The organism is Desulfovibrio inopinatus DSM 10711 (assembly GCF_000429305.1).
In the GTDB taxonomy this organism is placed as follows: Bacteria; Desulfobacterota; Desulfovibrionia; order Desulfovibrionales; family Desulfovibrionaceae; genus Alteridesulfovibrio; species Alteridesulfovibrio inopinatus.
The window spans coordinates 103,334-127,435 of record NZ_AUBP01000021.1 but is presented as its reverse complement, the minus strand read 5'-3'; the positions used below and the strand labels follow the sequence as shown (position 1 = coordinate 127,435).

General features: G+C 48.5%; 16 protein-coding genes. 10 read left to right on the top strand and 6 right to left on the bottom strand.

Going from position 1 to position 24,102, the window contains the following annotated elements; all coding sequences use genetic code 11:
- Nucleotides 1-181: 181 nt before the first annotated feature.
- The 6 genes from G451_RS29445 to G451_RS0113610 all read left to right on the top strand — a co-directional run bounded on the left by G451_RS29445 (nucleotide 182) and on the right by G451_RS0113610 (nucleotide 13,908).
- Nucleotides 182-3,949, top strand: a complete 3,768-nt coding sequence (locus G451_RS29445) for a chemotaxis protein CheB (RefSeq protein ID WP_051261494.1) — start codon at nucleotides 182-184, stop codon at nucleotides 3,947-3,949.
- On the top strand, nucleotides 3,946-6,465 hold the full coding sequence (locus G451_RS29440; protein ID WP_051261493.1) for an ATP-binding protein: 2,520 nt from the start codon (nucleotides 3,946-3,948) through the stop codon (nucleotides 6,463-6,465). Before G451_RS29445 ends, G451_RS29440 begins: the two co-directional genes overlap by 4 nt.
- 79 nt (nucleotides 6,466-6,544) lie before the next feature.
- Nucleotides 6,545-7,276, top strand: a complete 732-nt coding sequence (locus G451_RS0113625) for an ABC transporter ATP-binding protein (protein ID WP_027184690.1) — start codon at nucleotides 6,545-6,547, stop codon at nucleotides 7,274-7,276.
- A 25-nt stretch (nucleotides 7,277-7,301) separates the two neighbouring features.
- Complete coding sequence (locus tag G451_RS0113620; RefSeq protein ID WP_027184689.1) at nucleotides 7,302-8,603, top strand: phenylacetate--CoA ligase family protein; 1,302 nt, start codon at nucleotides 7,302-7,304, stop codon at nucleotides 8,601-8,603.
- Nucleotides 8,604-9,012: 409 nt separating this feature from the next.
- Nucleotides 9,013-11,529, top strand: coding sequence for a HAMP domain-containing methyl-accepting chemotaxis protein (locus G451_RS32830; RefSeq protein WP_211236352.1), 2,517 nt, complete (start codon nucleotides 9,013-9,015; stop codon nucleotides 11,527-11,529).
- 330 nt (nucleotides 11,530-11,859) lie between these two features.
- On the top strand, nucleotides 11,860-13,908 hold the full coding sequence (locus G451_RS0113610; protein ID WP_027184688.1) for a HAMP domain-containing methyl-accepting chemotaxis protein: 2,049 nt from the start codon (nucleotides 11,860-11,862) through the stop codon (nucleotides 13,906-13,908).
- A gap of 86 nt (nucleotides 13,909-13,994) precedes the next feature.
- Here the strand turns inward: G451_RS0113610 and G451_RS0113605 are convergent, their stop codons facing one another.
- Nucleotides 13,995-15,071, bottom strand: coding sequence for an SGNH/GDSL hydrolase family protein (locus tag G451_RS0113605; protein ID WP_027184687.1), 1,077 nt, complete (start codon nucleotides 15,069-15,071; stop codon nucleotides 13,995-13,997).
- Between the two features lie 143 nt (nucleotides 15,072-15,214).
- Here G451_RS0113605 and G451_RS0113600 point away from each other — a divergent pair, with 143 nt between their 5' ends.
- The 4 genes from G451_RS0113600 to G451_RS29430 all read left to right on the top strand — a co-directional run bounded on the left by G451_RS0113600 (nucleotide 15,215) and on the right by G451_RS29430 (nucleotide 20,762).
- Entirely contained in the window at nucleotides 15,215-15,880 is a 666-nt protein-coding gene (locus tag G451_RS0113600; protein WP_027184686.1) for a M15 family metallopeptidase, read from the top strand.
- A gap of 35 nt (nucleotides 15,881-15,915) precedes the next feature.
- Nucleotides 15,916-17,259, top strand: coding sequence for a 30S ribosomal protein S12 methylthiotransferase RimO (rimO, locus tag G451_RS0113595; RefSeq protein WP_051261491.1), 1,344 nt, complete (start codon nucleotides 15,916-15,918; stop codon nucleotides 17,257-17,259).
- A gap of 119 nt (nucleotides 17,260-17,378) precedes the next feature.
- Nucleotides 17,379-19,145: a 30S ribosomal protein S1 gene (locus G451_RS0113590; RefSeq protein WP_051261490.1), complete on the top strand. Its 1,767-nt coding sequence runs from the start codon at nucleotides 17,379-17,381 to the stop codon at nucleotides 19,143-19,145.
- A gap of 309 nt (nucleotides 19,146-19,454) precedes the next feature.
- Complete coding sequence (locus G451_RS29430; RefSeq protein WP_034642247.1) at nucleotides 19,455-20,762, top strand: GGDEF domain-containing response regulator; 1,308 nt, start codon at nucleotides 19,455-19,457, stop codon at nucleotides 20,760-20,762.
- A 265-nt stretch (nucleotides 20,763-21,027) separates the two neighbouring features.
- Here G451_RS29430 and G451_RS29425 read toward each other — a convergent pair whose 3' ends face one another.
- The 5 genes from G451_RS29425 to G451_RS0113550 all read right to left on the bottom strand — a co-directional run bounded on the left by G451_RS29425 (nucleotide 21,028) and on the right by G451_RS0113550 (nucleotide 24,101).
- The gene (locus G451_RS29425; RefSeq protein ID WP_156921628.1) at nucleotides 21,028-21,762 is read right to left on the bottom strand and encodes a hypothetical protein; all 735 of its coding nucleotides are present in this window, start codon (nucleotides 21,760-21,762) and stop codon (nucleotides 21,028-21,030) included.
- Entirely contained in the window at nucleotides 21,763-22,695 is a 933-nt protein-coding gene (locus G451_RS0113565; RefSeq protein ID WP_027184683.1) for a carbohydrate kinase family protein, read from the bottom strand. It lies immediately after the preceding gene.
- A gap of 107 nt (nucleotides 22,696-22,802) precedes the next feature.
- On the bottom strand, nucleotides 22,803-23,135 hold the full coding sequence (cutA, locus tag G451_RS0113560) for a divalent-cation tolerance protein CutA (RefSeq protein WP_027184682.1): 333 nt from the start codon (nucleotides 23,133-23,135) through the stop codon (nucleotides 22,803-22,805).
- A gap of 28 nt (nucleotides 23,136-23,163) precedes the next feature.
- Nucleotides 23,164-23,463: a hypothetical protein gene (locus G451_RS29420; protein ID WP_051261489.1), complete on the bottom strand. Its 300-nt coding sequence runs from the start codon at nucleotides 23,461-23,463 to the stop codon at nucleotides 23,164-23,166.
- 158 nt (nucleotides 23,464-23,621) lie between these two features.
- The gene (locus tag G451_RS0113550) at nucleotides 23,622-24,101 is read right to left on the bottom strand and encodes an SPOR domain-containing protein (protein ID WP_027184681.1); all 480 of its coding nucleotides are present in this window, start codon (nucleotides 24,099-24,101) and stop codon (nucleotides 23,622-23,624) included.
- Between the last annotated feature and the right edge of the window lies 1 nt (nucleotide 24,102).

The following is a 24,102-nucleotide window of genomic DNA, read 5'->3' as shown; positions in this document are numbered from 1 at the left end:
GTGATTTCCACACGCTCCAGGCCTCCGCGACGCATTGTCATGAGCCCCATAACCGCCAATTGCCAGTATGGGCATGATGAGGTAATTATGCAACATCTTCAACGCGGTCTCCGGCTATGATCATAGCCGGTGCACCTCAATCTTCCAGAATTCTCGAGCCGAGCCGCAAGGACTTGGAGCTATGACCGACACTGATTCCGAATCTCCCAATGCTTCAGAAACTGAAGATGCTCACATTGCCCCCCCTGAATCATCCGAGGAAACGCCTTTACCTGTTGTTGGTATTGGGGCTTCAGCCGGAGGGTTTGAAGCATTGGAATCATTTTTTAAAAAAATGCCCTCAGATTCAGGGATATGTTTCGTTGTTGTTCAACACCTCTCGCCCGACCATAAAAGCCTCATGGTGGAACTCTTATCGAAACATACACAAATGAAGGTTCGCCAAGCTGAAGAAGGTATGCCCCTCGAAGCGAATACCATCACACTCATTCCGCCGGGCAAAATTATGACCGTCACGAATGCCCACTTGCACCTCGCAGAAAAAGATACACGAGTCGTTCCCAACTACCCTATCGACACGTTTTTTCACTCTCTCGCCGATAATAGCAAGGAACACGCAATTGGCATTATTTTGTCGGGAACGGGAAGCGATGGAGCTCGAGGGATACGGACGATCAAAGAGTCCAACGGCCTGATCATGGTGCAAGAACCACTTTCAGCGAAATTCGATGGCATGCCACAAAGTGCCGTCGCGACCGGAACCGCCGATTTTATCCTTGCTCCAGAGGAAATGCCTGTTGCTCTTGTCCATTACATCAACAATCCCATTATGAAGCGGCAGGTCGACAATGGTGTTGACAAATCCTCAGAACATGATCGCCTCGGTCCACTTTTTACCATCATCAAAAATGCACATGGCGTCGACTTCACGCACTACAAACCATCCACGGTCTTTCGGCGCATCCAGCGCCGCATGGGCATTAATCAGATCGACTCGCTCGATACCTACATCACGTTACTCTACCAAAATGAAGAAGAGGTTCACGCTCTCTATCGAGAACTGCTTATCGGAGTGACGAGTTTCTTTCGGGATTCCAACGTATTCAAAGCGTTACAAGAAACGGTTCTGCCGGAGCTTTTTAAAAATGAAAAACGCACGTTACGTGTCTGGGTTTGTGGTTGCTCAACGGGCGAAGAAGCCTACTCGTTGGCCATCTTGTTCCACGAATTCAACGAAGCAGGAAAGTTCAATAAAGAAATCAAGATATTCGCCACGGACATAGACAAAAACGCTCTCGAATTCGCCAGTAATGGTTTTTATCCCGAAAGCATTAGTGCAGATATGAACCATAAACGTCTTTCAAAATACTTTCTCAAACAAAGAGGTGGCTACGCCGTTCAAAAGCGTATTCGGGAAATGGTCATCTTCGCGAGTCAAAATATTTTCCGCGATCCTCCATTTAATAAGATAGACTTGCTCAGTTGCCGAAATTTACTCATTTACTTTCAGCCCGTTTTGCAAGAACGAGTCTTCTCTCTCTTCAGTTTTGCCCTCAATGAAGGGGGATTTCTCCTGCTTGGGGCCAGCGAAACCGTCGGAAAATTCAGTCATCTGTTTACCTTAGTCGATGCGAGATGGAAAATTTATCGTTCGACTGGACGGCAACTTCCACTGGATACCCGTACGATATCTACGGGTCCAGTCATCCATCAAAAACTGTCGCGTCCAACGCTTACACTGCCCGATAGACAGTCAGAGAGCGTCAACCCAATATGCTCTTCGCCTGAAATCCTCCAAGACCTCATATCGCGATATGTCCCTCCGGCCATCGTCATTAACCAGAATCGCGACGTTATCCACTTCATAGGGGATGTATCCCCGTTCGTCCAAATCCGACCAGGCAAAGCAAGCCTGAACATGAGACATCTCATTCGAAAAGAACTTGCCATTGCCGTCGAAACAGGCATCAACAAGTCCTTACGGGAAAATAGCGAGATTGCGTATCGAGACATTCCACTCAAGGACGAAGACGACGATACGAGTCTTCTTGATCTCGTCATTCTTCCCTATCAGGACCGTCACACCGGACAACGTATCATCCTGGTTCTGTTTGAGAAACACTCGGCAGTTTCCACCCAGAGTGCACAGCAGCATGAGTGTTTCGATCTTGATGCCAAAGCCACAGAACGCATTCATGACCTTGAACAAGAGCTGCAATACAATAAAGAAAATCTCCAAGCTACTATTGAAGAAGTAGAAACAACCAACGAAGAACTTCACGCGACGAACGAAGAACTCCTTTCAGCGAACGAAGAGCTGCAGAGCACCAATGAGGAACTTCAATCCGTCAACGAAGAGCTTATTACTGTCAATTCCGAGTATCAAAACAAAATCCATGAGCTCACCGAGCTCAACAACGACATGAATAACCTGTTGTCGAGTACCAATTTCGGTGTCATTTTCCTTGACCGCAATCTTTATGTCCGCAAATTCACACCGGCTGTCAAAGATGTCATCAATCTCATGGACTTCGATATAGGCCGACCAATAGGACATATTTCGTTTAATATTAAGTATAATGAACTGGAAAAAGATGCTCATACTGTATTAGACCACCTCGTCCCCATTACACGAGAAGTTTCCACAGCCAATGGGAAATGGCTCGCCTTGCGTATTTTGCCATACATGACTATGGACAATGTCATCAAAGGCGTCATTATTACTTTTATCGACATCACTGAGTTTAAAAAGACATCATTGAAATTGCAAAAGTTTTCAGTAGCCGTCGAGGAAAGTCCTACCGCTGTCATTATTACAGATGGCAATGGCGACATCGAGTTTGCCAATGCTGGCGTCACTCGAATGACGGGGTATACTGAGGACGAACTTCTCGGCCAAAATATTAGACTTTTTCGCTCTCAAGAAGCCCATGAGAATTATTACGAACAATTATGGCAGCAATTACAAGAACAAGGGCTCTGGAAAGGAAGGTTTCATAATAAGAAGAAGGATGGGAAGCCTTATATTGAAGAGGCAACGATCATTGAAATCAGCGAGGACTCTTCAGACAAAGTTTCATACCTCAAGGTTTCTCAGGATATCACTGAACAGGAGCGCACCCAAGAAGCACTACGAAATGAACACCGATTGGTTCGCGGAATCGCTGACACATCGCCAATCGCCCTGGCGATGATTGATGGGGAAGATCGAATCGTATTCGCCAACACTCATTTTGAACATCTTTTTCATATTGATCGCAATACAGCCATAGGCAAGACCTTGGATGAATCGCCCCTGCGTCTTCATCGGTATGATTCCGGCAACGAGTCAAACGATCAGCTTCCTCACCGCAAGGCAATTATGACGGGCCAGGCACAGTATGACGTCATACTTTCTGCCCAATCCTCAAGCGGAGAGCAACGCGCTCTTTCGGTCAATGCATCGCCTTTGATTGGTCCTTCCGGTTCAATAGGTGGCGCCGTCGTCTCCTTCGAAGATATTACCAGTCACGTCCGAAACAAATCCTATCGTGAGCTTCTCTTCTCTATTGTCCAATCATCGGACGAAGTCGTTTTCTTTCTGTCAAGCGAGGGAACTATCAGTTCGTGGAGCAACGGTGCGAGCCATCTTTATGGATACAATTCCGGGGAGATCATTGGAGAAACTGTTTCCATACTCGTCAGTCCGGAAACCCGCGAAGCCTTTCCCCCCATTTTGGATCGTGCCCGACAGGGGGAACGTATCAAGAATCAGAGAGGTGTCCATTGCCACAAAAACGGCAGTCCTATTGACGTCACATTGACATTGACGCCAACGGACCAGGAAAACGAGCTTATCGCCATCGTATCTCCTCAGTCCAAGGCTCAGATCCAGGGAATGGTTGAAGCAGAAGACATACAGGCCGAACAGACGTCTCCCCCCAAAGACGTGCAGGGAAAGGACTCATGACGCAAAAACGATCCGGACCACAAACCCTCTCCCGACTCCGAGAGAAGGCCGAACGACTTTTGAGTAAACTCCCGAACGAAGAATCCACGACCCAAGCCGAGGATTTTCGTGAACTTTTGCATGAATTGAATGTATACCAAATTGAACTCGAGCTGCAAAATGAAGAGCTCATCAACATGCAGACGCAGCTTGAGCATTCTCGCGACCGCTATATTCGACTCTTTGATTTCGCTCCTGTTGGGTATTTCTCCTTCAATAATAAAGGAGTCATTCTTGACGTCAATTTAGCAGGCTCCAATATGCTTGGCGTCAACCGCATGTATTTACACAACAAGCCTCTTGTCACCTATCTGGAGCCTGCCTCGCAAATCATTTTTTCCATGCATCTTCACGCGGTCATGGCTTCCCATGATGCGGTACATACCTGTGAACTCGTTTTCAAAAGCCGAAAAGATCGACGCGTCATCGCCAAAGTGCAATCACTCAATTCGACAGCCGGAAACTGCCCTCCACAGTGCCTCTCCGTCTTCATGAACATTACGGATATGCGTCAAGCCGAACGGGATTTGCGACGGAGTAAGGCTGAACTCGATACAATGTTCGAAGAAACACTGAGCCCTATTGCAGTGCTTGATAACACAGGCCAGTTTCTCAACGCGAACAGACAGGCTGCAAAATTTTTCGAAACATCCAGAGAAAACCTGCGTGAATCCAACTTGAAACGTTTTTGTCCATTCGAGTTCAAACCATCCGCACTGGTAGGACTCCCTTTTCCCATTGGGGAATCCGTCGAATTCGAATATATCGTCGGCTCAAAAACAAAAACCATGCTGCAAAATCTCATTCCCATCTGTCACGAGAACGAGGACACCACAATATATTATGTTATCGGTCAGGATATCACTGAACGTAAACGCATGGAACACGAACTTCGCCGAGCCAAAGAAGCAGCGGAATCGATTAGTCTCGCCAAGAGTAACTTTCTCGCCAATATGAGCCACGAGATACGTACACCCATGAATGCCATTATGGGCATGACCAAAATGGTTCTTGAAAGTAATCTCCACGCGGAACAACGCACCATGCTTGAGGGCGTGTGTGAAGCTTCACACTCGTTATTGGAAATTATCAATGATATCCTTGACTTTTCTAAAATTGAAGCGGGGAAAGTGGAACTGAAACCGGAAGAATTCGATCCACGAACTGTCATCGATGCCACGATGCGTGTCTTTCGCATTCCTGCAGAAAAAAGTGGCTTAGAACTTACCGCCACCTATGCTCCCGATGTCCCCACTCAGGTATATGGCGATTTTGGGCGGTTGCGCCAAATATTGGTCAACCTTGTTGGCAATGCCCTCAAATTCACGCCAAAAGGCTCAGTTGAGATAAACGTTTCCCAGCTTATGCCCAAAACGAGTGCTTGTTCGAATGCAGCCACGCTTCTCTTTTCTGTCAAAGATACTGGCATTGGGATTCCGACGGAAAAATTCGAGACGATTTTTGATAGTTTTACCCAGGAAGACTCCACCACAACCAAACGATATGGTGGAACAGGACTCGGCCTGGCGATTTCAAAACGTCTGGTCGAAATGATGAACGGAAGTATCTGGTTGGAGAGTACTGTCGACGTGGGGTCGACATTTTACTTCACGGTTACCTTTGAAACGCCGGACAATGTGATGCCAATACGACCCGAGACATCTGCCGCCTCACTTCAGTCTTCAGTCCCTCCTTTGCGTATACTTCTGGCTGAAGACAATCTGCTCAACCAACGATTTGCGAGTCATTGCCTTCGGAGCAAAGGTCATGCTGTGACCGCAGTCCCCAATGGAAAAGAAGCTCTTGATGTATTACGTCAAGACGAATTTGATGTGATCCTTATGGACGTTTCCATGCCGGTTTTGGACGGTATCGAAACCACACGCGCCATACGTGCCGATCAAAGCGGCCAGTTCGATCCAACCATTCCCATCATTGCGCTGACGGCCCATGCAGTCAAAGGCGATAGGGAACGCTTCCTCGAAGCAGGTATGGATGACTACGTTTCCAAGCCGTTTGATCTCGATGTTTTATTCGAAGTTATTGCCAAATGTTTGCCGAAATCGGCAAGGCAAATCCCTTTCCATACAGCCGAGAGTATGCCGGTACACACCGACACCATCTTCGACGCCCAATGGATTTCTTCGAAGTTCAGTGCAAAATATGATTTTTACAACGAAATCTTTGAAATGTTCATTGAAGATGCAGGAGAAAAATTGCATCGCGTCAGAGGATTCCTTGGAGATAACGCGTTCGAAGCCATAAGTGATGAAGCCCATTCTCTCAAAGGTATGTCTGCAACAATCGGAGCCGCCCGTTTTCGGACTGCTTCACAAGAACTTGAGGCTGCGGCACGACAAAAGCAACTCGACGAGGCTCGACAACGCTTTGTTGTGCTCGAAGATGAATTATCGCGTCTTCGCAACCTTAATATGGATGAAGCTACGTTCGAGGACATCAAAAACGGCAAGGTATGATTCTGCTTTGAAATTCAGGCCAATACGCCTATAGTCTGTCTTTTCTGCAACATTACCGGGCACAACAAATCACATACTCATGATTACACTTCGCAATGTCGATGTTTTTTACGGCAAAGTACATGCAGTCAGGCGCGCTTCCCTCCATGTCGACGAGGGAGAAATCGTTGCGCTTATCGGAGCCAACGGAGCGGGCAAAACGACCCTTCTCTGCACCATTTCTGGACTCAATCGTCCAAACCGCGGCTCTATTACCTTTGCCGGTGAAAATATCGGAAAAAAAAGTCCGGACAAAATCGTTCGGGCCGGTATATCCCAAGTGCCTGAACGCCGACTCGTCTTCAAACCGCTCAGTGTCGAAGACAACCTCAATCTCGGTGCATATTCAATCCGTGGGGCTGCCGCCAAAAAACAGGCAAAATCCGATCTCGACAGCATCTACGACATGTTTCCCATCCTCGGACAACGGCGTAAACAAGCGGCTGGCACACTCTCCGGCGGAGAACAACAGATGCTTGCCATTGGGAGAGCGCTGATGGCAAGACCACGGCTTCTCTTACTGGATGAGCCCGGTATGGGATTGGCTCCGGCTATATGCAAAGAAATTTTCAATACAATTACGACTCTTCGTCGTGAACGCAACCTGACGGTGTTGCTTGTTGAGCAAAATGCGAAGAGTGCACTTGGTATAGCTGACCGAGGCTACGTCCTCGAAACAGGACGCATCATTTTACAAGGGCCGGCTGAAGAGCTTCTGGCCAATCGTGATGTGCAACGCGCCTATCTTGGACGTGAGCGCAGCACGAACTGACACCGACCGAGCATGGAGAACCGGCATGTATTTCGACCCTAAATTTGAAACCATGAGTCGCGGGGAACTCTCGCAGCTTATCTTGGAACGGCTCCAGTCTACCCTGAATCGCGTGGCGCGCAATGTCCCCTATTATAAAACCGCCTTTGCCGAACGCGATATTGATCCTGATGACTTTTATACATTGGAAGACATTACACGGCTTCCTTTCACCACGCGGGATGTTCTCATGCAAGGATACCCCTATGACCTTTTTGCCGTACCATTGCGTGATGTAGTCCGCCTGCATACACCGTCAGGGTCGTCCGACAAACCCATTGTTGTCGGATATACCAAAAACGATCTCGCGAAATGGTCATCGTTGACTGCACGCATTCTTGTGGCGGGTGGTGTCAGCCGGGATGATGTCGTCCAAATTGCATTTTCTTATGGCCTGCTGACGGGAGGTTTTGGATTTCATAATGGAGCAGAATTAATCGGAGCGGCTGTTATCCCGAGTTCCAACGCCCCGAGCTCTCGCCAAATCATGATCATGCAGGATTATAAATCCACGGCCCTTATCTGCACGCCGAGTCACGCCCTGCGTCTGGCTGAACAGCTTGAAAATGCCAATATTAATATCAATGCTTTACCGCTACGCTGGGGGCTTTTTGGTGGGGAACCCTGGAGCATCGCCATGCGAACCGAAATTGAAGATCGTCTCAAAGTTACGGCGACGGATAATTACGGAATCAGCGATGTGATGGGGCCGGGCGTAGCTGGTGAATGCCAACACCAATGTGGCATGCACATCAACGAAGATCATTTTCTCGCCGAAGTCATCAATCCCACAACGGGAGAACCTGTCGCAGATGGTGATGTGGGTGAACTCGTGTTGACAACACTCACCAAGGAAGCATTTCCCGTCATCCGGTATCGTACCGGCGACCTCACCCGCATCATTGACGAACCTTGTGCGTGCGGTCGTACGTTCCGCCGTATCGATAAAATTCAGGGCCGAGTGGACGACGTTTTTGTTTTCCGTGGCATCAATGTCTATCCGAGCCGCATTACACGGATATTGTCAGAATTTGAAAATGCGTCACACCGCTTCATTGTTGAATTAGAACAGCATGGAGCACGAGATGAAGCTGCGCTCAAAGTTGAAATGTCTGAAGGATTCTTCTTTGATCAAATGCGTGTCCAGCATGAATTCGTAAAACGTATTGAAAAACGACTCCATTCGGAACTTGGCGTCTCCTTTAATGTGAAACTCGTTGAACCCAAACGCGAAGAAGAAGACGAGCCAGCTTATACAGTGATTGATAAACGCCATATCCGTCATTAAAAAACACATGAACATAAACCGAATCCGGACATGAAATATCGCATACCGGATTCGGTAACTCGTTGCTATCTCTTCCCTCTCCTCTTGCATATCCGACTTTTCTCCTTGCACAAAATCATGAAAACAACGTATTATCTCTTTCACTCTATGCAATAAGAAAAGTGCAGATGTGACACCTGATGCCAATGTAAATGAAGACAACGTGTTCAACCTGTGAGCAGCTCATGTCATTGTCTTCTTTTTGCCTTTCACCACAATGTGTCTTGCAACCAAGCTTTTCTTTCCCAACGCACAGTGTTGTATCGAGTCGAAATGGTCGTCCAGCCCTAACGGGATGCCGCGCAAGGAAAACATGGAGAAAGATGGAAGCGATGCACAACGCGGTCTGCTTTCATCACGGGAGGACACGATGAAAAAATCAGTATTCAGGACCCTCAACTTTAAGCTCATATCCAGCTATACTGTCCTCATCATTGCGTTAGCTGTTGTCGGCTTCACGGGATATAAAGCAGCTCAAACTATCGGCAAGGGCTTAAGTACCATGTTCAACCAATATCTTCCAAGCATTGACTATCTCATTGAGGCGGACCGAGACCTGCAGCAACTTCTTGTTGCTGAACGCTCCATGATTTTCATCGAACCTTCATCAAAAGAATTCAAAGAACTTGAAAGCACGTATGACGAAAACCTCCAACAAGCGATCGAACGATTTACCAAATTTGCTGCTTTAGCCACAACGCAGGAAGAGCTTGACCTTATTAAAAATTTTGAAACTGCATACATGGCCTGGAAAGATATTTCCCGCCGTGTTGTCGATGCAAGAAAAACAGACACCGACGAAGGCCGTCTTCTTGCCTTGGAGCTGACCCAGTCAGAAGCCAAGAACAAATTCGAAGCCATGCGTGACATTATCAACACACTCACAGAACTGAATCTAAAATTTTCGGCAGAACGAGAACAAGAAGCGAAGACCGTCTTCAACAATGCCGTCACCCTTATTTCCGTACTGACGGGAGCCATGATCCTATTTGGCATCTTCACAGCATGGTTGATTATCCGGGGCATCTCTCGGAGCCTTGGAGGTGAACCAGACGAAATCGCCGACATTGCCAACCAGGTTGCCATCGGCGACCTCTCCTTGAATTTTCATGATAACGCGAAATCAGGAAGCGTTTATGCCGCCATGCGAAATATGGTTGATGCCTCGCAGAAGGTGACAGCAATCATGTCCAGTCTGGCAGAAGGAGACCTTGATATAGAGGCCGTGGAACGCTCAGAAAAAGATATCCTCATTCTGTCGCTCAAACGTTTAATAGAAGCAGAAAAAGGTGTTGCGTTAGCCGCAGGTCAGCTCTCCCAAGGAGATCTCAACGTCAACCTTATCCCTCGCTCAGATAATGACAGCCTCATTACAGCGCTTGCAAGTCTTGTTGCCGCCGAACGCGACATTGCGACCACCGTCGAAGAATTATCCAAAGGGAATCTCAATCTTCAGGTCATGGAACGCTCAGAAAACGATAAGCTCATGCGTTCACTCAAAGTTTTGATCCAGGCCGAAACCCAAGTTGCCGATGCAGCCCAACAATTGGCCCAAGGCGATATTTCCATCCAACTGACGGAACGCTCCTCATCGGACAGACTTATTCAATCACTCCAGATACTTGTTGCAGCCGAACGAAACACGGCAGAAATTCTGCAACAACTCGCGGTTGGAAATCTCGATGTGAGTGTCAACGAACGTTCGGAACAAGACGAATTGATGCGATCCATCCAATCTTTGATTCAAGCGGAGCGCAATATTCTTGCCCGTGTCCAGGCCCTGGCCATTGGTGATATGACCCAAACGGTACAACCCCGATCGGATAAAGACGCCCTGCTTACGGCATTAAACAACCTGTTGAAAGCGGAAAAAGAGATCGCCATCATTGCCCGAAAGCTGAGTCAAGGTAATCTGACTGTTTCCGTGACAAAACGCGATGACAAAGACGAGCTTTTGGAATCCTTGGCAGAAATGATTTCCAAAATCAGCGAAGTTCTCGCTGAAGTCCAAGAAGGCTCGGAGAACGTCGCGTCGAGCAGTGAAGAAATGAGTGCAGCGTCGGAAAGCCTGTCACAGGGAGCATCCCAACAGGCCGCTGCCGTGGAGGAATCTTCGTCCTCCATGGAAGAAATGGCATCCAGCATCGGGCAAAACGCAGATAATTCAAAGCAAACGGAAGCCATCGCAATTAAAGCTGCCGTTGATGCCAAATCCTCTGGCGATGCCGTCAAAGAAACCGTCAACGCTATGAAGGATATTGTCGGGAAGATTTCCATCATCGAAGAAATCGCCAGACAAACTGACCTTCTCGCCCTGAATGCTGCTATTGAAGCTGCGCGTGCTGGAGACGCCGGCCGTGGTTTTGCAGTTGTCGCATCCGAGGTCCGCAAACTTGCCGAACGCAGCCAACAAGCGGCGTCGGAAATCTCAAGTCTGGCCGCGAATAGTACCGATGTGGCAGAACGGGCTGGCATTTTGCTTGATAAACTCGTTCCGGATATTCAACGAACGGCCGACCTCGTCCAGGAGATCAACGCCGCGAGCCAAGAACAAAGCACTGGCGCAAGCCAAGTCAACAAAGCCTTGCAACAACTCGATCAAGTTATTCAAGGCAATGCTTCTTCAGCCGAACAACTTGCATCCACGGCAGAAGAACTTTCGGCCCAAGCCGAACAACTGCGTGCATCTATAGCCTTTTTCAGCCTGAAAGCTCCAACGCAACAAAAAACTCTCACAGACCCCAAGCAACGCCTGTTTACCTCGCGAAAGCATGGAGCCCAAGCTCAGAAACAAGAGCAGGACGTAACACAGCCTGAAAGCATTATGCAGAAACTTGGTATGGACGAAGATATGGAAGAGCACGATGAAGAATTTGAGCGCTTTTAGTAATACACCAAATCTTTACCGATAACTAAATCCAACGCTAAGAAGGCAGAAAAAAATCTTTTTTCTGCCTTCTTATATTAAAGAACATCATTGGTTTCATTTATACAATACGATAAAAACACATCATCTTTCCCCAAAGTAATTTTCTATTTGAATATTTTCTCAAGCAATTGAGAATCATACCAAATGTATTGATAAGAACATAACATCACCGCCACATTTTTCCGTACACATCAAAGACAAAAGATTGGAAACATTGTAGACTCAGCGCATAACTCAGACAAAGAGGGTGCATTCACCACGTAGTATCCACATCGTAGGGAGGACAGGATGAAAAATACTTTTTTTGGAACCCTGAAATTCAAACTCGTATCAAGTTATACAATCCTTATTGTTTCGTTAGGCATCATCGGTTTTATTGGCTATGAGGCCGCCGAATTCATCGGCACCGGCCTGACAGACATCGCCGAATACTCTCTCCCAGGAATCGACAATCTCATGGAAGCCGACCGCGACCTGCAACAACTCCTTGTCGCTGAACGTACTATGATTTTTACGGATGTTTCCTCCGACACTTTCAAAAAGCTCGTTGAGGCGTATGAAGATAGATTGCAACAGGCAGCCGAACGCTTCGGAAAATATGCTATTATCGCCCGATCACCAGAAGAACTCGCGCTCATTGAACAATTCAAAAAAGCCTTTGTAGCTTGGCAAGCTATCTCCCGACAGGTTGTGGATGCAAGAAAGACCAACACGCCCGAAGGGCGCGCCGTCGCTATGGATATCACACTGTCAGCTGCCAACGAAAAATTCAACACGATGCACGAGATCCTTGCCGAGTTGACAGATTTCAACCTCAAATACGCAACAGAACACAAGACAAAAGCCGAAGATATTTTTCACAAATCAGTCAGGCTGATTTCGATCATCACTTTCGTCATGCTGTTTTTCGGCATTGCTATGGCCTGGATCATTATTCGGAGTATTTCGCGTAGCATTGGAGGGGAACCGGCTGAAATCGCCCGCATTGCGTCTCAAGTCGCTATTGGCGACTTATCTTTGAAATTTCATGATAACGCCCAACCGGGAAGTGTCTATGAAGCCATGCAAGACATGGTCAACGCATCGCAAAACGTGTCCGCAATGATGTCGCAATTGGCCAAGGGAGACCTCGACGTCTCTCCTGTGGAGCGCTCGGAAAAGGACGAACTCACTCATTCTATCCAAGCACTCATCGAAGCCGAACGAGGCACGCTTTCCCTCGTTCAGGCCCTCGCAATCGGCGATCTCACACAAACAGTCCAGCCACGGTCGGATAAAGACGAACTTCTCATAAATTTACGAAATCTTCTTATTGCAGAAAAAAAGATAACCAACATTGCCAAAGAACTCAGCCGAGGCAACTTGGCTATTTCTATTGAGAAGCGAGATAAGAAGGACGAGCTTTTGGAATCATTGGGGGAAATGATTTACCGAATCAACGAAGTGCTCAATGAAGTACAAAATGGATCGGAGAACGTCGCATCAAGCAGCGAAGAAATGAGTGCAGCATCGGAAAGCCTGTCACAAGGAGCAGCCCAACAAGCCGCAGCTGTGGAAGAATCGTCGTCTTCAATGGAAGAAATTGCTTCCGGCATCGAACAAAATGCGGATAACTCCAAGCAAACGGAAGCTATTGCAGTGAAAGCCGCAATCGATGCACAATCATCCGGGGACGCTGTGAAAGAAACCGTCTCTGCGATGAATGATATCGTCAGCAAAATATCCATTATTGAAGAAATTGCCCGACAAACCGATCTTCTCGCGCTGAACGCCGCCATTGAAGCTGCCCGCGCCGGAGATGCCGGTCGTGGTTTTGCGGTTGTTGCATCGGAAGTAAGAAAATTGGCAGAGCGTAGCCAAAAAGCTGCTTCTGAAATAACAACATTGGCGGCGGAGAGCACCAATGTGGCTCAGCGAGCCGGTTCATTGCTCGACAAACTCGTTCCCGACATTCAACGTACGGCCGACCTGGTCCAGGAGATCAACGCCGCAAGCCAAGAACAAAGCACCGGTGCAAGCCAAGTCAATAAGGCTTTACAGCAGCTTGACCAGGTCATTCAGGGGAATGCGTCTTCGGCGGAAGAACTCTCATCTACGGCGGAAGAACTCTCGGCTCAAGCAGAACAACTGCGTGCTTCGGTTGCTTTTTTCAACTTGAAAGCTCCTACCCAAGAAAGAGCTTTCGCAGGAGCCAAACAACGTCTGATTACACCGCAAAGACAAAACGCCAAAGAATTGAAGTCGGAGCAGGACATGTCACGCTCTGAAAGCATTATGCATAGACTCGGTATGGACGAGGATATGGAAGAAAGAGATGAAGAATTCGAACGCTTCTAAAAAAAACGAATGAAGATACAACAAGAAAACCGGGCGTCTGGACAGCCATGGCTGTCCAGACGCCCGGTTTTCTTTCTGCCAAGCTGCTACGGCGTGTTGAGACACGACTTGGGAATCAATCCTTTCGTCGTAAGGTAATCCGCCATACTCCACGCCAAGACAGCGTTTGCCGCGGCATTAGGATGTTTGGTGGGATCGTTGGTAATTTCCATATAGTTGTTGGCAAGAGGATCGGCAACATAGTCGGCAAGTATACCTTCGAAAAATGAATCGATGAATAAGTTCCCCACCCGAGTGAATAATACAAAGGCCGCACCGTTTTCCGCAGCCGTATCATGGATCTTCTTGACAATGGCAACGCCAAGATCATTGACCTTCTTCATAGCGTCAATTTGTTCCTGTGTCGGAGTAGAAATGTGTTTTGACGACGTTTCAGAGTGTGCTTTGTCAGCCGCCGCCAATTTGGAGCGGAAAAAAAGGAGGGCGTCACGCAACATACGATAGGCTCGACTGTAACGTGCGACAAGCCGATCAGTGTCGATGAGGGTCATATACAAACGGCTATTGTTGGCGACCGGTGAATTTTTTATGATAAGTTCACCATTTTCTAACTCAAAGCGTGGTTTCCCCATCCCCCACACCTTGTCTCGCATATGCCGCACATCACCATAATGTGGCAGATATAAGAGAACGAGATCGGGTTTATAACGAAGTCCTTCGGACTGAAGCCGTAACAACATTTGGTCAAGACCGTAGCCGTTGACCCCGAGATTCACGACCTCGACGTGTTGAAAATACCCTTCGAGTAACGTTGTGTAGTGTTCGGCAAGAGACACCCCGAAGCCGAACGTGTGTGAATCGCCTAATGTCACGATACGAAAAACCCCGTCCGGCTTGGCGTACTCGGTGGGACCATCACGCAGTCCTTTATCATTAATGGCATATTCCACGGTCTTGCCTGTAGCCTTGGAGACGGCAACGGCTCCGGCCTGCGGAGCCCAACCTAATTGGTCATCAAAACGCATGACTTCTTGTGGCACAACAAGTCCCCATGTCTTGTCGAGCATGGTCCAGGTCACTCTGGCCGTCACTTCAACAAACAAGACAAGTCCAACGATATAGATTACGGTAAAAATAATTTTTTTTCGAGTCGACAGTGTCAAAAGAGAACTCCGAATCGGTTTGGTTTCAAGCTGGGTTACATTTCATTTTATCTGAACATGACAGACCTGCCGCAACTGCTTAAACGGCTTCGTCTCAGTCTGCAAGATGCTCTTAATGAGCTTTCTTCATGGAGGACAACGCGATGTTCACCCCCCGTATGATGACAACATTTGTATGCCTGCTGTGCACCATGCTGAGTACATCCCTCTATGCCGATCAATCGGACGCGATCGCAACCCTTGAAAAAGCCGGACTTGTTGAAGTGACAACACTGGATCCAAGCATTATTTTGGACATGCGGTATGCCACGATCAATAATTTCACGGGTAAAAAAGTGTATCCGGCTGACCGGTGCTTCCTCAATGCTGACGTCGCCAAGCGATTGATTGCCGTACAGCACGATCTGCAGAAAAAAAACCTTGGCTTAAAGCTCTTTGACTGTTACCGGCCTTTTTCCGTTCAGAAAATATTCTGGGACATTGTTCCCGACCCACAATATGTGGCCAAACCCGTGGAAAAAAATGGTCACCCCATTTCGGGATCACGTCACAATAAGGGATTTGCTGTTGACTTGACCTTGGTTGATGCCGAAGGAAAGGAACTGCCCATGCCGACGGAGTTTGACGATTTTACAAAAAAAGCCAGCCGCGCATGGAAGGGCGATGCCGTGCGTCATCAGAATATGCTTATCCTTGAAAACGCCATGACCACCCATGGTTTCGAGCCGTTGCCGTCGGAGTGGTGGCATTTCGATGGACCAGGCTGGCAGAACAAACCGCTTCTTGATGTTGCTATCCCAGCCCAATAACATTTTAACCAGGCGCCTTCTCGCGCCATCTCCGTATGACTGACCAACTCACGATTTCCAATGCATCACTCCTCGACGAAGAAGATGCCATTCGCGTTTACGTCGTCAGCCTCGGCTGTCCGAAAAACCGCGTCGACACCGAACGTCTCCTTGCCGGTCTGCCCGGCCGGGCTATTCTTGTTGAAAACCCGAGTCAGGCCGACCTGGCCCTCATTAATACCTGTGGGTTTATCGGGCCGGCCGTGGAAGAATCCGTCCGGACCATTTTAGAGACGGCGGAAGCATGCGCAGAAACCTCAGACCCGCCGGTTCTGGCGGTGGCAGGCTGTTTGGTGAGCCGTTACGGTGAAGAACTTGCCGAACAAATGCCCGAGGTAGACGCCTGGCTGTCAACGGATGAACTCGATACATGGCCTGAACTCGCCGCCAGAGCACTCGGTATTGATCCCAGGACGGACATGCCCGACAGAGTCCACACAACAGCACCGAGCTACGCCTACTTGAAAATTGGTGAAGGTTGCCGTCATGCCTGTCGTTTCTGCGCCATCCCGTCCATTCGTGGCCGATTACGCAGTGATCCCGACGATGCCATTCTCCGTGAAGCCGCCCGCTTGACGCGAATGAACATCTCCGAACTGATCCTGGTCGCGCAAGACCTGACAGCCCACGGCCAAGACCGGGGCGACCCCAATGGGCTGCTTAAATTATTGGAAAAACTGCTTGAGCAAGGCGGCATGGAACGATTGCGCATGCTCTATCTGTACCCCAAGGGCGTGGGCAATGACCTTCTTGATTTCATTCGTGATGCCGGGTCGCCGCTGCTGCCATATTTTGATATTCCGCTCCAACATGCCCATCCCGATATCCTCAAGGCCATGGGGCGACCGTTTACCGGAGATCCACGACACGTGCTCAATCGAGTACGCAGCCGCATGCCCCATGCCGCCATTCGTACGACGTTCATTGTCGGCTACCCTGGCGAAACCGACATCCATTTCAAATCCTTGTGCGACTTTGTTCGCGAAGCACGCCTCGATCATGTGGGAGTATTTCCCTACTATCCTGAAGAAGGGACCGCAGCCGCAACCATGGAAGATCAAGTCCCTGAAGCCGTAAAAGAAGAACGTCGGCAACACCTGATGGAAATTCAGGAAGAAATCAGTCGTGAAAAATTGACCGTATGGCAAGACCAAACGGTGGACGTCCTTGTCGATGAACAGCATCCGGAATGGCCTGAGCTATATATTGGTCGCACATGGTTTCAGGCTCCGGACATCGACGGCGTCACATATATCAGTGGCCCCAAGGTCGAACCTGGCAAGATGGTCTCCGCTCAAATTATTGAAACGAAATCATTCGATCTTGTCGCACTCACATAATCTGCGGCTTTTTCGTTCAATTCAGGCCTTTTTACACGGCGAAACAGGTTGTCACGGCACATTGTTTCTGTTAGAGGGTGGCATCCTTTTCGAGGACAGATCCTGTTGGAGGTTAACGAATGGTGGAATCAACCGAAATGAGTCAAGAAACTTCAACCCCGGTCGACATGGACGTCAGCTTCGAAGACGCCCTTGAAGATTACCTTAACGAAGACTTCGGCGATCTCGAAGAAGGCATTATCGTCAAAGGCGAAGTGGTCAAAATTGGCAAGGAACACGTTCTCATTGACGTGAACTTCAAGTCTGAAGGCCAAATCCCCGTTGCTGAGTTTAAAGATGCCGAAGGCGACTTCAATCTGGAAGTCGGCGACCGGATCGATGTGTACGTCGTTTCCAAAAACGAGTCCGAAGGCACCATCAACTTGTCCCGTGAACGGGCCAAGCGGATGCAGCTTTTTGATAAATTGGAAGAACTGCAGGAGCAGGATGACGTCATTAAAGGCCGCATCATCCGCCGCATCAAAGGTGGCTACACCGTCGATCTCGGCGGCGTCGAAGCCTTCCTGCCTGGTTCTCACGTCGATCTTCGCCCGGTTCCCGATATGGACGCCCTGGTCAATCAGGAGTTCGAATTCCGGGTTCTGAAGATCAACCGTCGCAGAAGCAATGTCATTGTTTCCCGTCGTGTGCTTCTGGAAGAACGCCGCGACTCCATGCGCAAAGACCTGCTCAAAACCCTCGAGGAAGGTCAGGTCATTACAGGCAAAGTGAAAAACATCACCGAATACGGCGTCTTCGTCGATCTCGGCGGCCTCGACGGTCTGATGCACATCACTGACATGTCCTGGAAGCGCATCAAGCATCCCAAGGAACTTGTTCAGCTTGGCGACGAACTCGAACTCAAGGTGCTTTCCTTCGATCGCGAAAAGCAGAAAGTTTCGCTTGGCATGAAACAACTCGTGCCTGATCCGTGGGAAAACATCATCGACAAATATCCTGTGGATACGCGCTTGTCCGGCAAAGTGACCAATCTGGTCGACTACGGTGCATTCGTTGAGCTCGAACCCGGCGTCGAAGGTTTGGTCCACATTTCGGAAATGTCTTGGACCCGCAAGCTGCGCCATCCGTCTCAGATGGTTCACACCGGAGATGAAGTCGAAGTCGTCGTCTTGGGCGTCGATCCCGACAAAAAACGCATCTCCCTCGGCATGAAACAAGTTCGCCCCAATCCGTGGGATCTTGTTGCCGAAAAATATCCTGAAGGCACGATTCTGGAAGGTGCTGTCAAGAACATCACCGAATTCGGTATCTTCATCGGTATTGAAGACGGTATTGACGGACTTATCCATGTGTCCGACATTTCCTGGACCAAGAAAATTCGCCATCCCAACGAACTGTACAAGGTTGGCGATCTCGTCCAGGCCAAAGTACTCACCGTGGACAAAGAAAACGAAAAGTTCACCTTGGGTATCAAACAGCTCACCGACGATCCGTGGACCAATGTTCCGGAAAGCTACCCCGTGGGCTCCATGGTCAAGGGGCTTGTGACGAACATCACCGATTTCGGCCTGTTCGTTGAAGTGGAAGAAGGCATTGAAGGCCTCGTTCACGTTTCGGAAATCAGCCGCAAGAAAATCAAATCGCCTGCCGAAATTTACAAGGAAGGCGACACGATCGACGCTCGCGTCATCCATGTCAGCGGTGACGAACGCCGTCTCGGCTTGTCCATCAAGCAGCTCCGCGACGAAGAAGACAAGAAAAAATCCAAGGAATTCCGCACTGCTGGACCTTCGGATACGGGCAGCAACCTCGGCGAACTGCTTCGCATGAAGCTCGAAAACGCTCAGGAAGAAGCTCAGGAAGAAGCTCAAGAAGAAGACGTTTAGTCTTTAAGTTCTTGTTCCTCTGCTCTCAACAGCCGGGAGAGATAACTCTCTTCCGGCTGTTTTTTTGTAATCTCCCACTTCTCTTCACGCCCTCCATGTTCTCCACGAAAACAACAAAATTCATCATGTCATGTACACATTGTACGAGAGAGATGAACGCTGTCTTGTTTCATCGATTAAACTTGCGTTTCTTGACAGGGGAGACAAAATGGAAAACAACAATTCAATGGTGATGAATATATAGGCATATGCACCACTCTTCATCATTCCATTATCCAGAATGTAACCTTTGCCCCCATTTGGAAGAGTATGCTTAACACGCTCCACGTGCTTATTGTCGATGATAGCCGATTGGCCCGTCTCGAAATTCGAAAGATGCTCGAAAAACACGTTGGGCAAATATATGAAGCGGCGAACGGCCAAGCCGGTCTCGACATACTGAATGCAGGAGCAATTGATATTGTGATTACAGACATTCGTATGCCGGAGATGGATGGATTAGAACTGGCTCGACGAATTCGGGCACAGGCGAATGATACGATCGCCCTGATTTTTCATACAGCGTTTAGCGATGAAGAATCGTTTCTCGCTGCACTTGAACTTGGAGCAGAATCATTCATCAAAAAACCCGTGTTGCCGTCCGAACTTCTTCAAGCTGTAAAGGCCGCCGATAGAAGACTGGAAACACTGCGCCATTCCACCCCCATTGAGCAACTTCAACAATCCCTTCTCGACCACGCCCCGGACTTCTATATCGTCACCGAAGGCAAGAGTATCATTTATTTGAACCGGTCCTGTTCTTCATTTCTTCGCTGCAGTGATTGCGAAGGAGAAGGACTCGATAGCGTTCTCGGTAACCGATTCCTTCTAAAGCGCGATGATCCCTCCCCGCATTGTGTTCTTTTTAACAACTGGTCTCGATTCATCCAGGATTTTTCCGACAATGAATTTATTGTCACCGTACGCGATAATGACCTCGTCAATGCGGGACGTTCGTTTCTCATGCGAATAACCTCTATCCTCGTCGGGGGCGAACGCTATTACGTCATTAGCTTTACCGATGTCTCTCGCCTGGAGCAGGAGCGTGAGTTTTATTACGACCAATCAACGAAAGACCCACTGACCGGTATCGCTAACCGAAAAATTTTAGAATCCGAATTGGAACGAGAAATTGTGCGAAGTAATCGGTATGGCTCTCCGCTTTCGCTCGCCATATTCGATATAGACGACTTCAAAACCGTCAACGACACGTATGGTCATCAGGTTGGCGATTTTGTCCTCGTCCGGATGGCTTCCATTGTCTCCAGAATGATTCGAAAGATAGATGTATTCTGTCGATATGGAGGAGAAGAATTCATTCTTATCATGCCCGAAACACCGCTCAGTGGTGCGAAGGTTGCCGCAGATAAACTTCGCCAGACGGTTGCCGACTCCGATCTTGAGATTCCTATCAAAGTAACCTGCAGTGTCGGGGTCGCCACCCATCAACCAGGTGAATCCGGTACAGCACTCATCGCCCGAGCCGATGCGCAACTCTATGTCGCAAAGGAAAATGGAAAGAATCGAGTTGAGATTGATTTGGCGCAGAGTACTCTCACTGACGACAAACAGTGCTAGAAAAAAATGCTTTCCCCGTCCGCTTTACGTTCGCGAAAGAAAAATAAGAGCATAAATGTACACGGTGAAACAACGAAGTGAAGTCATAGGCATTCGAATTTCATGATGCACGACAGACAAGCTAACGATAATCCTTCCAATTCCGCTTCCTCAATCGCATCTTCCTATACCGAAGACGCAACACAAAAAGTACGACAACTATAACAGCAAGTACAATCTTTACCCAGAGCGCTCTCTGGTAATAAAAAGCCCTTAGCATTTTGCATCATCCTTTTTTTTGTTGCTCGGCAATACGATCGCATGACACTCGAACAACAACGCCATTGCTCCGGTTCGGTTCGATTTGGATCAGCTTTTGTGCATGTGTTGCGAATAAATCAACGGGATGATGACTGATGTAGAGAATTTGGATACCTAACCGTTTGCCGATAGACGAAATGAGTTTAACGAACTTGGGAACAAGTTCTGGTTTGAGCCAACAATCCTGTTCATCCAAAACAAGAAACGGCCGGTGACATGTCTCATCAAGCTGCGACAAGGCAATGAGACGTAACCCCACCGACAGAATATTACACACCGATCCGCCTTGCCCAGCCATGACTGATTCGGGATTCCCCTGATTCTCGATTTCGAATTCAACGGACAATTTATTGCTTTTCGTATCACGCCGTGCTTTGACCTGCCGATCCTGCCCTAATATTTCACAGACGGCATGCGTGAGATTTGCTTCAATATCATCGAGAACCGCCCCGAACATATCTTGTGTCAATGCGTCGAGACGGGCGGCCGCTTTAGGCGCGAGTTCCAGAAAAGCTTCCGCATCGACAGCCTGACCATGCAGCTTCCTGTAGGTATCGAACGCCCCCTTGGCTCGCCCACCGAGATGGTGCAAGCGGCTGGTCAGTTCGCGAAGATCGCTGCCATCAAGCCGACACATCGCGGCGTCTATTGTTTCGGAGACGGCCGCGCAAGGGCGACCATCTCCGTGACGGAGAGCCATTTAGATGGCTCCAAAATTGTCGGCAAAACGTTTCCAGAATTCATCTTCCGTATACCGATGCTCCTGGGTACCATAGTGCTCAACGGCGTAGGCCGCCGATATGGCGCCAATCTTGGCGGCATCAGGCAAACATTTGCCCATGCACAGCCCTTTGATCAGACCTGCCCGGAATCCGTCACCTGCTCCGGTAGGATCTTTAACCGTTTTGACTTTGGCGGCGCTAATTTGTGTTTCACTGCCGGATTCGCTGATAAGACACCCTTTTTCGCCAAGGGTTGTGATGACGACCGGAGTCCGCTCAAGAATTTCCGTCTTCGTCAAACCAGTGGAATTCATAATCAGCTCAAGCTCATAGTCATTGGAGATGAGAATAGACGCTCCGGTAAGCATATCGACCAGCTCCGGCCCTTTGAAGGCAGGAATATTCTGACCGGGATCAAAAATACACCGAATCCCTTTTTCCTTATACAGCGACATGTATTTCTTCATGTCTTCAAGGTTACCGGGAGCGGCAATGGCGATCGTATCGGCGGGATCGAGCACATGGAATGCATAATTGGAAGGATATTTCATCGCTCCCATGTTAAACCCTGTGATCTGGTTATCTGACATATCCGTCGTAATATACGCGCCAGCCGTAAATTCAGTAGGGACATTGACCATCCCTTCCATGGAAATGCCACATTCTTTGAGCCAGGCTTCGTATCGATCAAAATCTTTTCCTGTTGTGGCTAAAACCGTCGGATCTTCGCCTAACAGAGATAAGCTATATGCAATGTTCCCAGCCGTCCCCCCGAATTTTTCTTCCAAATTATCCACAAGAAAGCAGACATTCAGGATATGAATCTTTTCGGGCAAAATATGATCGGCAAATTTGCCGGGAAACGTCATGATCCGGTCATAGGCAAGAGAACCGGATATAAAAATTCTCATGAAAACTCCTTGTTTAATGTTGCACATTTCCAACCAGGAAGTTGGACACCAAAACGCGCTGCATCCGATCCCGAACGGGACGAAATACAGCGCGAAAAAATATTCTATCAGGAACGCGCTGAGTCTGGATCGGCTTCGGCCTCAACCCAGTGAATAAAATTCGAAGTTCCTTTCAAGATGGGTACTAAAACCACACACGGTACTTCGTAGCTATGGAGTTCTCGAACACGCTCAATGAATCGGTTGGCGATTTGCATACGCGTTTTCGCGATCATGACGACTTCGTGCTCTTTTTGTATCGCCCCATCCCACCAATACATCGAGGTCATGCCGGGCAGAATGTTCACGCACGCGGCCAAACGTTCCTCAACAATCGTCGCCCCAATGCGTTCAGCTTCTTCCATATCTTTACAGGTAATATAGGCTAATGCGACAGACATGCATTGTCTCCTTCCGAATCAAGTGGCATCACTGACATACCGGTTTGTCGCCGGGAATAGCTGCTGTCAGCCAGTGTTCAATAATCTCACGGTCTTTTGCCGATATGGTTGCGCCGTTGGCGATCATCATATCAACCGTCTTCCCCCAAAATACGCTGTCATTGCCTAGATGGCGGCAAATGCGAGCTGGTGAATGGCACCTGGTACAAACCTTCATAACCACAGACGAACCATCGTCAGGGACATCAGCCAGAGAGAACGCCGACGATGCGACACCCCATGAAGCAATGACAAGTCCGATGGCAAAAAGCATTCCTCGGATGCGCATAGCTCTTTTCTCCTTGTTTGGCATATATCGGACACTGCACATCACAGTACGATCTGCTGAATGACTTCACTGTGCTCCATACATGGCTTGAACGTTTTCAGCAAATGGAGGAGGAAAGCACGATATCATCGCCCTTCATCCATGTATGGTTTCACCATTTACAGCGATCGCATATCGCGAAACAATGGTTCTCCCAGACCCATATTTTTAAGCTTGGCAATCATTTCTGTGATGCCGCCCTGATTTTGCACATAAACACGATGGTACGTCACTCCATCGATAACGGCAGACTCAATGGAGCACTCCATGCCCTTGGCCTGTAAATCGTCACGAAGTTTTTCCGCATTTGCCAAGTCGGTAAACGCACCAGCCTGATACGTTATAAGAATAGGGCCTTTGTGACTGACAAGAACACGATAGAACACGACATCATCCACACGAGCCTGTTCGATAGATGTGTCGAATCCTGCCGATTGCAATTTTTCTGTCAGCGTTGTGGCGCTCTCCTCGTTTAAAAAAGCCCCAACCTGATAGGTGACTTCATAGGAAGGGCCCTCTTGCTGCGGTGTGTTCTTCGCACAGGAGAGACAAACAATACACAGCAGTCCGAGAATAAAAGATCGCACCGCAAATCCCATG

Bases quoted from the DNA above. Each gene is read 5' to 3' on its own strand.
- G451_RS29445 (WP_051261494.1), top strand. From the start codon at position 182: ATGACCGACACTGATTCCGAATCTCCCAATGCTTCAGAAACTGAAGAT.
- G451_RS29440 (WP_051261493.1), top strand. From the start codon at position 3,946: ATGACGCAAAAACGATCCGGACCACAAACCCTCTCCCGACTCCGAGAG.
- G451_RS0113625 (WP_027184690.1), top strand. From the start codon at position 6,545: ATGATTACACTTCGCAATGTCGATGTTTTTTACGGCAAAGTACATGCA.
- G451_RS0113620 (WP_027184689.1), top strand. From the start codon at position 7,302: ATGTATTTCGACCCTAAATTTGAAACCATGAGTCGCGGGGAACTCTCG.
- G451_RS32830 (WP_211236352.1), top strand. From the start codon at position 9,013: ATGAAAAAATCAGTATTCAGGACCCTCAACTTTAAGCTCATATCCAGC.
- G451_RS0113610 (WP_027184688.1), top strand. From the start codon at position 11,860: ATGAAAAATACTTTTTTTGGAACCCTGAAATTCAAACTCGTATCAAGT.
- G451_RS0113600 (WP_027184686.1), top strand. From the start codon at position 15,215: ATGTTCACCCCCCGTATGATGACAACATTTGTATGCCTGCTGTGCACC.
- rimO (WP_051261491.1), top strand. From the start codon at position 15,916: ATGACTGACCAACTCACGATTTCCAATGCATCACTCCTCGACGAAGAA.
- G451_RS0113590 (WP_051261490.1), top strand. From the start codon at position 17,379: ATGGTGGAATCAACCGAAATGAGTCAAGAAACTTCAACCCCGGTCGAC.
- G451_RS29430 (WP_034642247.1), top strand. From the start codon at position 19,455: ATGCTTAACACGCTCCACGTGCTTATTGTCGATGATAGCCGATTGGCC.
- G451_RS29425 (WP_156921628.1), bottom strand. From the start codon at position 21,762: ATGGCTCTCCGTCACGGAGATGGTCGCCCTTGCGCGGCCGTCTCCGAA.
- G451_RS0113565 (WP_027184683.1), bottom strand. From the start codon at position 22,695: ATGAGAATTTTTATATCCGGTTCTCTTGCCTATGACCGGATCATGACG.
- cutA (WP_027184682.1), bottom strand. From the start codon at position 23,135: ATGTCTGTCGCATTAGCCTATATTACCTGTAAAGATATGGAAGAAGCT.
- G451_RS29420 (WP_051261489.1), bottom strand. From the start codon at position 23,463: ATGCGCATCCGAGGAATGCTTTTTGCCATCGGACTTGTCATTGCTTCA.
- G451_RS0113550 (WP_027184681.1), bottom strand. From the start codon at position 24,101: ATGGGATTTGCGGTGCGATCTTTTATTCTCGGACTGCTGTGTATTGTT.